9 protein-coding genes and 1 rRNA gene are annotated in these 11,664 nt (G+C 41.8%); 2 read left to right on the top strand and 8 right to left on the bottom strand.

Translation table 11 applies throughout. From position 1 onward, the window contains the following. Positions 1-50: 50 nt before the first annotated feature. A 5S ribosomal RNA gene (gene rrf / locus Xedl_RS37610) occupies positions 51-166 on the top strand. A gap of 328 nt (positions 167-494) precedes the next feature. On the opposite strand, the gene pssA is transcribed toward rrf, so the two are convergent. The 3 genes from pssA to Xedl_RS37625 all read right to left on the bottom strand — a co-directional run bounded on the left by pssA (position 495) and on the right by Xedl_RS37625 (position 5,497). Continuing rightward, on the bottom strand, positions 495-1,853 hold the full coding sequence (gene pssA, locus Xedl_RS37615) for a CDP-diacylglycerol--serine O-phosphatidyltransferase (protein ID WP_074022320.1): 1,359 nt from the start codon (positions 1,851-1,853) through the stop codon (positions 495-497). A 204-nt stretch (positions 1,854-2,057) separates the two neighbouring features. Beyond that, positions 2,058-4,700, bottom strand: coding sequence for a bifunctional acetate--CoA ligase family protein/GNAT family N-acetyltransferase (locus Xedl_RS37620; protein ID WP_074022321.1), 2,643 nt, complete (start codon positions 4,698-4,700; stop codon positions 2,058-2,060). Positions 4,701-4,825: 125 nt separating this feature from the next. Then, entirely contained in the window at positions 4,826-5,497 is a 672-nt protein-coding gene (locus Xedl_RS37625; RefSeq protein ID WP_074022322.1) for a tRNA-uridine aminocarboxypropyltransferase, read from the bottom strand. 134 nt (positions 5,498-5,631) lie between these two features. Between Xedl_RS37625 and Xedl_RS37630 the strand changes: the two genes are divergently transcribed. Beyond that, positions 5,632-6,672: a tRNA/rRNA methyltransferase gene (locus Xedl_RS37630; protein ID WP_074022323.1), complete on the top strand. Its 1,041-nt coding sequence runs from the start codon at positions 5,632-5,634 to the stop codon at positions 6,670-6,672. Between the two features lie 90 nt (positions 6,673-6,762). On the opposite strand, the gene emrB is transcribed toward Xedl_RS37630, so the two are convergent. The 5 genes from emrB to Xedl_RS37655 form a co-directional block, all read right to left on the bottom strand. Then, positions 6,763-8,304, bottom strand: a complete 1,542-nt coding sequence (gene emrB / locus Xedl_RS37635) for a multidrug efflux MFS transporter permease subunit EmrB (RefSeq protein WP_074022324.1) — start codon at positions 8,302-8,304, stop codon at positions 6,763-6,765. A 9-nt stretch (positions 8,305-8,313) separates the two neighbouring features. Next, positions 8,314-9,528 (bottom strand): multidrug efflux MFS transporter periplasmic adaptor subunit EmrA, encoded by a 1,215-nt coding sequence (gene emrA, locus Xedl_RS37640; protein ID WP_074022325.1) that lies wholly within the window; start codon positions 9,526-9,528, stop codon positions 8,314-8,316. 241 nt (positions 9,529-9,769) lie between these two features. Continuing rightward, entirely contained in the window at positions 9,770-10,285 is a 516-nt protein-coding gene (gene mprA / locus Xedl_RS37645; protein ID WP_074022326.1) for a transcriptional repressor MprA, read from the bottom strand. A 129-nt stretch (positions 10,286-10,414) separates the two neighbouring features. Next, the gene (gene ygaH, locus Xedl_RS37650) at positions 10,415-10,750 is read right to left on the bottom strand and encodes an L-valine transporter subunit YgaH (RefSeq protein ID WP_074022327.1); all 336 of its coding nucleotides are present in this window, start codon (positions 10,748-10,750) and stop codon (positions 10,415-10,417) included. A gap of 28 nt (positions 10,751-10,778) precedes the next feature. Beyond that, complete coding sequence (locus Xedl_RS37655; RefSeq protein ID WP_083600252.1) at positions 10,779-11,543, bottom strand: AzlC family ABC transporter permease; 765 nt, start codon at positions 11,541-11,543, stop codon at positions 10,779-10,781. Positions 11,544-11,664 lie beyond the last annotated feature (121 nt).

The raw sequence follows: 11,664 nt of genomic DNA, 5'->3' as shown, positions 1-11,664 counted from the left end.
AAAGTTTCAGAGAGAGAAAACAGCTTGTTCGGGATTGAAAACAGGATTTGTCTGGCGGCAAGAGCGCGGTGGTCCCACCTGACCCCATGCCGAACTCAGCAGTGAAACGCCGTAGCGCCGATGGTAGTGTGGGGTCTCCCCATGCGAGAGTAGGGAACTGCCAGACATTCAATCAGTCAGAGAAGCCATCCGTCACCGGATGGCTTTTTTGCGTTTGGGCTACCCGCGGCAGCTACAATTGCAGAAAATAAAAAATGTTGTATTTTATCTTTTCCTTTCCAGTTGTCATTTACCTGACGTATCTTGGAACAAGAAGTGTTCAATAGGATAGGAAAAATTATTAATATATTTCGTATCAGAGTGATGATGTTTTTTTCATCGTAATTCATGCCATGATTTATTTTTTAAATCATAGCCGTTTGATAAATAAGATAAAAAAACCCCTCAGGCAATAGCGAGAGGGGATTCAAAAAAACGATAATTATTTATCTATTCTACAGTATTCTACTGATTAATCGGTCCACTCGAATACGACGCAAGCGTCGTATCAGCTTGCGTACCTTAACAGGATAGAGCTGAATACTTTCTAATTCCTGATAACTGTGAATAACCTTTGTATGAGTGCGAATGCAATCCAATTCCATTGCACGTTGCTCATTCATCTCTTGGTGGGGATCGTGAATAAGAATGGCATTTTCCAGATCTAATCCCCATGCGCGAGGATTAAGGTTATTACCAGTAATTAATTGCCATTTATTATCAACCCAGATCCCTTTTAAGTGATAAGTATTATTTTGATCTTCCCATAACCGGATAGTCAATTGCTGGCTATCGATAAACTTTTGCAGCCGACTAGTAAATCTACGCAGGTTAATTTCGTACAGATAAGGCAATGCACCAATGATCTTAAATGGTTCCTCTGGTGGAATATAAAAATCATTGGCTGTTTTGTCTCCAATGATAATCTCAACTTGCTTGCCTTGGCGGAGCAGGCGAGATATTGCACGTACCAACACTGCGGGTAAATTGAAATAAGGTGTACAGATAACCAGCTTGTTTTCAGTGCAAGACATAAGATGACAAATTGTTTTGTTTAGCAGATTCTTTTTGCCTAATCCTACCAGGGGGGTTACTGCCAATTCTTCATTTGATGCCTGATTTTCAACGTGGTATTCGGCATTTCTTAATGAAGCACGAAATTGGCGGATCAAATTTTTAATTTCAAGGCTACGAGGGCGATTGTAGCAAGCGAGATCTTTTACGGCTTCTGCACTAATAATACTGTCATCGATAAATTGCTTCATGACCGAGGCAAGTTTTGCATTGTGCAGCAAATGATAACGATCGTAACGATATTTTTCATGGCGGTGCAGATAGACATCATTAATACTGGCTCCGCTGTAAATAACCGTATCATCGAAGATAAAGCCTTTCAGATGTAAAACCCCCAGTGCTTCACGTGTATTCACTGGAACACCCAGAATGGAAATATTGACATCAGGGTAGCTTTCAGCTATAGAACAGTACCAATCTGCATTTGTTGCCGCAGCTTCCGCACCAATACGGCCACGCTGGGCACGATGCCAATCGACTAGAATTTTTATATCCAGCGCAGGGCGTTTTTGTTTGGCTTCATATAATGCAGTCAGAATATCTCGCCCTGCATCATCGTTTTCTAAATATAATGCGGCGATATAAATATGCTTTTGGGCATTTTTTATATGTCCTAATAAGGTGCTGCGAAATACTTTAGATTCATAAAGTGTCTCAATGTCAGCAACTGATTGCGGTAGCTTAGGCAGTTGTGCAAGGTGTTGTTGGTGTTTTGCTTGTTTAAATTTGGACAACATCACAGTGCGTTTTTCTCTTAGTCTAGATGGAATTAATCCATCATAAGGTGTATGAATCAAAATGATCTGGCGATGATACCATTAGTTTGGTCTATTGTGAGTATGAATTAACTCTCTTGAGCTGATTGCTTTAAGACTGTGCGATCTATCACGGAGTGAGCATTTTTTATCACTCATCACGAGATGCATATTGAATTGATTTTTTTGCTAGAGTTTCAACATAAGATTAACAATACCGTCTTCTAACTGTAGATCAATGGTAAACCCAAGTTTTTTCGCAAGTTGGATCATATTACGATTTTCAGGCATAGTGATGGCTGTTAATGCCTGAATACCATGTTCTCTTGTATAGTTAATCAGTTTAGTCATAAGCTGATAACCTAACGTAACCCCCTTCATATCTGATCGAACTAATATCGCAAATTCAGCTTCGATATTATCGGGATCAGCCATAGCACGAGCGACACCAATAATTTCAGGTGTTGTTGTCGGGTGGCGGACTGCCACAAATGCCATTTCTCGGTCGTAGTCAATTTGGGTCATATTGGCGAGATCATCATGGGTAAACTCGTTAATTTCACTGAAATAGCGGTAATAAAGATCTTCCTTTGTTACCTGGTCGATAAATGCTTTCAGTAAAGGTTCATCTTCTGGCAAGATTGGTCGTAGCAAGCATTCAAAATCATCTTTGGTATAGATGGTTTCTTCCAGTTCATTAGGATAAGGTCGGATAGCCAATCGATTACGGGGATCACCTGTTACTGGCACTAACTCCATTGTTACATCCAACAGAGTAAACTCATCGCCTGATGCAAGCAGTGGATGGATATTCAGACGAATAATTTGAGGGCAATCGATCAGAAGATTAGAGACTCTGACCAATAACTGGCTGAGAGCAAGAATATCTAGCGGCAAAAGTGAACCACCCGATTTTATTTTGCCGCTCTTAATTGCCTGAATAACCAGATAACGGGCTAATGCCATATTAAGGGGAGGAAGAGCGACAGCCGCCTGAGTTTCATGTATCCAATCGATATCTCCCTCGCCTAGCATGATTAAAGGACCAAATATTTCGTCTTGTTCAATAGCAATTCTCAGCTCTTGTGTACCAGCCCGATTAGCCATACTTTGTACTAATAATCCATGGATCCTGGCTTGCGGAAAGTTTTGTTTAACACGTTCAATAATCGCTTGTGTGGCGGCCTTAACTTCATCAGCATTGCGCAAATAAAGCATCACGCCCTGAACTTCTGATTTATGTGGAATATCAGGGGAGCGGAGTTTTAATGCCACTGGATAGCCAATTTTTTCTGCAATATTGACCGCATCATCACTGGTATGGGCGATCCAAGTCGGTAAAGTATTTAAACCATAAGCATCGAGAATAGGTTGTACTTCATGGGTATCCAGTTGGATATTCCCGTTATTAAGCGCTTTCTGTATACATTCATGGGCTCTAGCCGTATTCGATGTGATGCCAATAGGTAAGGAGGGGGTTTCTTTTAATTGTTTTTGGTTTCGTTGGTATTCCACCATATGCATAAAGGCGGTAATGGCACCTTCTGGCGTCCGATAAGTCGGAATACCTGCCTCACTGAACAGGCGTCGTGCTGCCAACGAAGAATATTCTCCGCACCAATTAGTGAAAATAGTGAGCCATTTTCCACGGGGATGCTCTTTAATGGTTTGTATAACCCGTACCGCTGTAGTTTGGCTGTGGGATATGGCACTAGGAGAGTGGATTAACAATAAGGCATCATGATCATGATTATCCAAAAGTAACTTGAGCGTAGCAATATATCGTTCGGTGGAGGAGTCATCACCGATATCCAATGGATTACGTAAAAGCAGTGTGTCTGGAAGTATACCAGACAATCCATTGATCGTTTCCTTACCTAATATAGCGAGCTTGCCAGTTCTCCTGACTAGTTCATCCAACGCCATTGCTGCTGGTGCTGCACCATTACTGACGATTAATAAACGTTCTCCGCGCAATGGCCGCATAAAACTTAATGTTTCCACTGCGGAGAACATTTCATGTGTATCTTGTACACGCAGTAATCCGGCACGTTGAATGGCTGCATCATAAGCAGCATCGAAATTTTGTTGTTCTCCTAGTAATTTCTGAACTTGTCGGGTACGGCCACTTTTCACGATTAGAATAGGTTTATTGCGTGAAGCACTGCGGGAAGCAGAAAGAAAACGGCGTGCATCACTAATATGTTCGAGATGCAACAAAATGGCGCTGGTTTTACTGTCTCTGGCTAAAAAGTCGAGTAAGTCATCAATATCAATATCAACACTGTCACCTAAAGCAATAAAATACGAAAAACCAATACTACGGTGATTGGCCCAGTCCAAAATTGTGTTAGATATTGCTGCTGATTGTGAAATAAAAGCCAGTTTACCTTTAAGGATAGGGATTGGGGAAAAACTGGCATTTAGCCCGCTCCAGGGAGCTAAGATGCCAAGACTATTTGGTCCCAGAATTCGAAGATGATGTTTTTGGCTGCACTGTTTCAATTCAGTAAATTGTGATGGCGGGGAGGATAAAATGATGACGGTTTTGCATCCGTGTTGAGCCAGTTGCTCTAGTAAAGACAAATTGCGACTGTGATGAGTACAGATCACAGCCAAATCAGGAGAGAGTGGTAATTTATCGATAGAAGGGTAGGCTAACACACCCAGAACGGCGTTTTTGTTTGGTGTTACGGGGAGAATAGGCCCTGTAAATCCACCCATTAACAAATTTCGCATCAACACTGAACTGGCTTTTTCTGGCTTTTCAGAAGCACCAATAACGGCGATGGATTTAGGGCGTAACAATGCTTCAAGTCCGCGCTGGCTCATTTCTGGAGTTCCTTATCAGTTATCACATCAATAACAATCACTGTTGATTAAACAATTACTATGAATAACTTTAGCCACCATCAGTCACTTTAGCGCGGATTGTCAAGCATTACTGTGAATTATCCCTACAGATGGTTAGACTTTCCTGCCAGATATTGTTCACGAAAATGATTGAAATGGTTCAATAATGACTGTGACGCTTTAATATCTCCTGCCAATTCTAGTGCCGCAGCCGCGACTTCGGCAGTACAATGTTGTTCTGTTCTGGAGGGTATCCGAAGTAAATAGTCCATTTTGGCAATATTATTAATAGACAATAGGGGAATATCATCCAAATATGGGCTTTTGCGAAACATTTTTCTTGCTTCTGGCCACGTGCCATCCAATATAATGAACAGCGGTGGTTTTTGGTTAGCAGGGAGTTTCTGATATACCGTACGAGGAGGCATAGCATAACTGTCTGGGAAGATCAGATAGGGTTGTCGGGTTGGATCACGTAATACTTTAAGCAGTTGTTGATCAGGCTCTGTTCTAGACCAGAGAAAAGCCATCGTATCGGGCAGAATATCTGCAATCAACTTTCCCGTATTACTGGGTTTCATAGGTTCAGTATCGAACATGATGAGACAGAAGCGGCTTTCTGCATTTGCAGATGAAATCATTTCACACAGACATTTTTTTTGGGGTAATAAACAATGCAGGCAACGCTGCACTCGGCATCCCCTTGCCAGAAAAGGGCGAGTAGAGCGGGCAAGCCGACGTTGGCGAAGCTGATAAACGGCGTTGTTATTTCTCATTTAAGAACTCAAACATGTTCGTGGATAAAATCAGTAAAAAATTAGCGGATATTTTAATGGATTGTCGTTACCAGAGGTAGCTTCGGGCGCGTACATCGGGTAATCTTCGCGCCATAACGCAGTTGGAGAAATAAATGAACGATTCCTATAGTGGTAAGAACGGCAAAGTCAAAGTAATGTATGTCCGCAATAATGAGGACAGTAACGATAACCGTAAAGGCGGAGATCGCCGTAAAAACAGTGACAGTCGTAAGAGTGATAACCGTCCGTTTGGTAAAGGGCGTGATCAGGGTGACCGCCGTCGTGGCAGTGAACGCCCAGAGCGCTTAGGTGATCGTTCTCCGTGGAGAACGGTCTCCCGTCCAGAGAGTGAATTTCTTGAGCCAGAGCATCAAGGTATTAGCGGTAAAAGCAACATTGATCCTGAACAGCTTCGTCGTCAGCGTTTGGAAGAAACCCGCATCTATGGGGAAAATGCTTGTCAGGCAATGTTCCAGAACCGTCCCGATGCGATTGTTCGGGCCTGGTTTGTTCAATCGGTCACGCCGCGTTTTCGCAATGCATTGAAATGGATGGCGGCAAATCGCAAAGCTTATCATGTCGTTGACGACGAAGAACTTTCCAAAGCATCAGGTACAGAACACCACGGTGGCGTATGTTTTTTGATTAAGAAGCGTAATGGCTTGGATGCGGAAACCTATTTGCAGCAGGCACCAGCAAAAGATTGTGTGCTGGCATTGGAAAATGTAGGTAATCCACATAATCTTGGTGCAATTATGCGTAGTTGTGCGCATTTTGGCGTGCAAGGTATGATTTTACAGGATACAGCGATGCTGGAATCCGGTGCGGCTGTTCGTACAGCAGAAGGGGGCGCTGAACACATCAAAGGCATTGATGCGGATGGATTCACGGCTACGCTGAATAAATTTCGCAACCAAGGTTACACAATTGTGACCACATCAAGTCATAAAAGTAGTACAACACTGACACAAGCAACATTACCAGAAAAAATGGTTTTGGTATTGGGACAGGAAAGTGACGGATTAAGTGACAGCATTTGGGAAGATGGTGACATTCGTCTTTCTATTGGTGGAACGGGTCGAGTAGAAAGCCTGAATGTTTCTGTTGCAACAGGTATTATGCTGGCGGAATGGTGGCGTCAGAATAAGGTTTAATTTTTCATTGTTAATAAGGCTCTGACTAAATAGTCAGAGCCTTATTCCTTTATCTATTAAGTTAAGCTCACCAGGTTCAATGTAACAAGTTTAATGCGCTCCTCCGTGGTCTTTACCTCCGGCAGAAAAAGGCGGTTTTGCCAGCCAGATCAATAATGTCAAAACAAGGAATATACTTGCTGAAAGCCAAAAGATCTCATTGGCAGAGATAATTAATCCTTGATGAGTGATCTGTTTTGCCAGATAAGCGGAGATTTGTTCATCATTCATGCCTAATTGAGTTAATTGCTGATGTATTTGCTGATAATTAGGGTTATATGGGTTGATGTATTCCGTAAGGTTCGAGTGGTGCATCGACTCACGTTGTGTCCATATTGTGGTTGTGAGGGATGTCCCGATTGAACCAGACAATATACGGGTAAAATTTGACAAGCTGGAAGCTGAAGCCATTCGTTCTGGCGCTAGGCCTGATAATGTAATGGTTGTCAACGGCATAAAGAAACATGCCATGGCAAGCCCCTGAACAAACTGTGGCCATGCTGTAGCAGCAAAATCCATGTCCGGTTCAAAGGTATATGCCCGCCAATAGAAGCAAATAGCATAAGTGATGAAACTAAATGTCACGATATAGCGCATATCTATCTTATGACCAAACTTGCCAATAACGGGGGACAATAACAGTGGAAGCAATCCTATCGGTGCGGCCGCAAAGCCCGCCCAAGTTGCAGTATAGCCGTAAACTTCTTGCAATAGCTGTGGCAATAAAACAATTGAACCGAAATACATCATGAAGCCGAGACTAATACTCAGCGTACCAATAGAAAAGTTGCGTAGCTTGAACAGGGAGAGATCGATTATCGGATGATCATCAGTTAATTCCCATATGATCAAAAAAATAAGCGCGATAATAGCAGTAATAGTAAGAATAATAATCTCGGTGGAATTAAACCAATCAAGTTCCTTGCCCTGGTCAAGCATAATTTGCAAACTGCCTATACCAATCACCAACAAAAACAGCCCAATAATATCGATGGGGCGGATTTCTGTTTTTGTTTCTCGGTCACGCAATAGTTGCATGATGATAAAGATAATGGCAATGCCAAGGGGGATATTGATGTAAAAGATCCATCCCCAGTGGTAGTTATCACTGATATAGCCACCAAGAATAGGCCCACAAATGGGGGCAACAACAATCATTATCGACCATAGCGCCAATGCCATGTTTCGTTTCGCTGGTGGGTAGTTATTTAGCAACAAACTTTGACAAAGAGGAAGTACGGGACCCGCGGCCACTCCTTGCATAACACGGAAGAAAATTAACATGCCAAGGCTGTTGGAAAGACCACACAGCCAAGATGAAAGAGTAAAAATTGCGGTAGACCAGAGGAACAATTTGACTTCACCAAAGCGTTTCGCTAGCCAACCGGTAATTGGAATGGAAATTGCGTTTGCGACACCGAAGGAGGTAATCACCCATGTTCCCTGTGAGCTTGACGCACCCAGATTACCAGCAATCGTCGGTATGGCGACGTTGGCAATAGTAGAGTCGAGAACAAGCATGAACGTCGCCATTGAAAGAGTCATGGTCAAAAGGGCGAGTTTTGCACCTGTAAGCGGTTCTCTTGTCACCATGAACCCCCCTTAAATTTGATTGCCTGCATTACTATTAATAATGTCAGTAACTATTTTGTTTGCAGGAGCCATATCTATCGTCAAGGCATTGGTCTGATAGGCCGGAAGAGTACGTTCGGTGGTTGCCAGTACAGTTCCATCGGTGTTCGCTGTATCCACGGTAACTTTTGTTGATAACCCAATCCGCAAGGGATGTTGTTTTAATTGTTCAGGATCAAGTTCAATACGGACAGGCAAGCGTTGTACGACTTTAATCCAGTTTCCGCTGGCATTTTGCGCTGGTAATAGGGAAAAGGCGCTACCAGTTCCCATATCGATACCGGTAACCTTGCCGGTATAGACAATATCGTCACCATAGAAATCGCTGATGATTGTTGCTGGCTGACCAATCCGCATATTTGCCAGTTGGGTTTCTTTGAAATTGGCCTCAATCCACATATTGTTGGCAGGCACAATTGCCATCAAAGGTGTTCCTGAATTAATACGGGAACCGACCTGAACGCTACGACGAGCGACATAACCATCAACAGGGCTGACAATATTGGTTCTCTGTAAGGTGAGCCAGGCATCACGGACGCCAGAGGCTGCTTTTTCGATAGCTGGCTGTTTTTCCAGCGGAGTATCCAGAATAATGGCCTGATTACTTTTATATTGAGCGATTGCGACATCCAGATCAGCTTGGGCAGCAGAGACAGCTTCGCGCATATGTTGCAATTCTTCTTTGCCAATTAAATCCTGAGTTCCCAATATTTCTCGTCGCTTAAGATCATGTTGGGCTTTTCTAAGCGCAATTTTTTTCAGCTCAATGATGGCTTGATATCTTTTACTGTCGATCAGGTGTTGATGGGTGATTCGGACAGTATTGGCTAATTCATTTTTAGCTCTTTCTAAAGCTAATTCGGCATCACGGGGATCGAGCTGGATGAGAGGCTGACCACTTTGCACAAAATCAGTATTATCAAAATTGACCGTCACAACACTACCCGCAATTTGAGACATGATTTGTATCTGATTACCTGTAACATAGGCATTATCAGTTTCTTGGTGGTGACGTAAAGTGAGAAACCAGTAAACAGTATAGCCAGCCCCAAGCAGAAGGAAAAAAAACGTCAATAACGTAATGATACGGCGGCGTTTCTGTTTTTTAGCACTATTTTTTGTTTTCACCTTTTCAGGAGAGGGTTTTTCGGTAGAAGGAAGTGATGTTTTCTCACTAATACTCATGGAGAGTCCCCATATTTGTTTTTGACTTATTATTAATGTGTGGCCCCGACAGGACGAAACACGTTTCCAGTAGTGTGCGCTTACACTACTGGAAGAGACGAACGATATGGATTTAAGTATTATCTGAAGATAATAATTAGCCATACGAAGTATCTGATGATACAGGCTAGTAGAAAAGTTTTTTTAGATCATGTTGCTATAACATGTTTTCTTGGTTCAAAACCATCCAGAAGAAGGGCAATCACTGACTTAAACAATCTCCCACACTATCTAGTTGCCCCAAAATTTTTCTCATCAATTTTTCTAACTGCTTTTTCTCCTCTGAGTCCAGGATAGACCAAAGCTTAACCAGGCATTCATGCTGTGGTGGAAGTAAACTGTTCAAGAAAATCGAACCTTTTTCTGTGAGATGAAGATGGAGGCAACGACGATCATTATGGCTCTCCTTTCTCTCTATCCAGCCCTGCTTTTCTAATTCATCTGCAATTCGGGTTGCATTTGTACGGGAAGAACCCAATGCAGCACTAAGTTCTGATGGCTGAATGCTACGGCTTTCTTTGGTATCCAGAATCATCAGAGCCATAAACAAGGTTTCATTGATTCCTTGTGCTTTCAGCATGTTGTTGCGATTTTCCAGAAGTCTACTTTGGACATGCATGGATAAGCGAGTTAGTAATATCTCTTGATAGGGTAAACTTTTTTGCTGTGCTACACGGCAATTAAGTAACTCTTCTGTGGGAGTGAATGAACTTTCCATTGTTTAGATACCTTATTAGTTTCAACCGGTAAAGTAACTTTTGTTAAAAACCATACAAATACTATATTAAAAGTTAAATTTAGCAATTATAGTTATTTATTATCATCATATTTCTTTTAATATTGATACCTAATTCATAAATACTTTGAATATTATTCCAAAAACTACGGCACCAGACAGTGTTGAAATAATGATGCTTCGAGTTTTATAGAAAAACAGACAAATAGTTAGGTAGCCAATTAAAGTCGGAAAAAATTTGCTGTGTTCCTTCATGACGTCAGGAATACTTGAGACGATAAGGAGTGAGCAAATTGATGCAATACCAATGCTGTCGAGTATGACGCCCATTTTTCCTTTTTTTTCTGTCGGTGAGCGATTGACACCCAGCCGCAGAGGAAGATAGCGGAATAAAAAGTTGGCAGCGCCTACAATGAATCCGATAAGAAGTATTTTATTATCAATCATATAATGAGTTAATTATGTAAGGTTCTAATCATGCATTTTTAGTTTGCAGAAGTGCGGCTAAACATCCACTCACGATCCCCGCAAGAATGGCGATAGGAATTGAAAAAAATGTGATTCCCATTAATGCACCTAATAAAGCAGCGATAACACAGTAGGTATTTTGTTTTTTGAAAGATGCTAACAAAAAACTTAAGAATAGCGCCGGCAGCATAAATATCATGGCAGCTTCAATAGCTGGATAAGAACTTAAATAACCATTACCCAATATGGCCCCAGCTACAGTACCCAGCACCCAAGAGAGCCAGGAACATATTGCAATGGCAACCATCCAGTTTTCACTCCAACTCCGTTGGTCTTTAATTAATTTGGTTGTTGCTGCGGCAAAAACTTCATCAGTCAGGCCAAATGCCCAAATCACAGTTTTCTTTTCCGATAATTTTTGTTTGATGCGATAACGTAAGGCAGGGCCATACAAAATATGGCGGATATCCATTGCCATGACAGTTAGCGCAGAAAACCACAATGACATTCCTGCACTGAGCAAAGCCGTGATGACAAACTGGCTGGCGCCCGCATAAATGACACAGGAAAAAAATATGGCTTCTACGGGGGTAAACCCTAGTTTAGTCGCGCTTAAGCCAAATGCAAAAGAGACGGGAATATAGCCAATGGCGATTGGGAGACTATCCCAAATACCGTCTTTAAATGAAGAAGCCTTGCTTGGCAGAGGATTCTCAGATTCTGATGTATCAGATATTGGTATATCAGGTACAGACTTATCAGACATTGACATGGAGTATTTTATTTTTTTGTTAACAGATAAAACAACATTAACAAAATATGATGAAAGTGAAAATATAAAATATATAAATTATTTAAATAATATCATTGGGAATAAAGGAGTTGATAATGAT

This window comes from Xenorhabdus eapokensis (genome assembly GCF_001908105.1).
This window is presented reverse-complemented; position numbering and strand designations above follow the sequence as displayed.

What these genes read in the sequence shown, in the direction of transcription:
- Xedl_RS37620 (WP_074022321.1), bottom strand. Translation starts at nt 4,700, where the DNA reads ATGAGCCAGCGCGGACTTGAAGCATTGTTACGCCCTAAATCCATCGCC.
- Xedl_RS37625 (WP_074022322.1), bottom strand. Translation starts at nt 5,497, where the DNA reads ATGAGAAATAACAACGCCGTTTATCAGCTTCGCCAACGTCGGCTTGCC.
- Xedl_RS37630 (WP_074022323.1), top strand. Translation starts at nt 5,632, where the DNA reads ATGAACGATTCCTATAGTGGTAAGAACGGCAAAGTCAAAGTAATGTAT.
- emrB (WP_074022324.1), bottom strand. Translation starts at nt 8,304, where the DNA reads ATGGTGACAAGAGAACCGCTTACAGGTGCAAAACTCGCCCTTTTGACC.
- emrA (WP_074022325.1), bottom strand. Translation starts at nt 9,528, where the DNA reads ATGAGTATTAGTGAGAAAACATCACTTCCTTCTACCGAAAAACCCTCT.
- mprA (WP_074022326.1), bottom strand. Translation starts at nt 10,285, where the DNA reads ATGGAAAGTTCATTCACTCCCACAGAAGAGTTACTTAATTGCCGTGTA.
- ygaH (WP_074022327.1), bottom strand. Translation starts at nt 10,750, where the DNA reads ATGATTGATAATAAAATACTTCTTATCGGATTCATTGTAGGCGCTGCC.
- Xedl_RS37655 (WP_083600252.1), bottom strand. Translation starts at nt 11,543, where the DNA reads ATGTCAATGTCTGATAAGTCTGTACCTGATATACCAATATCTGATACA.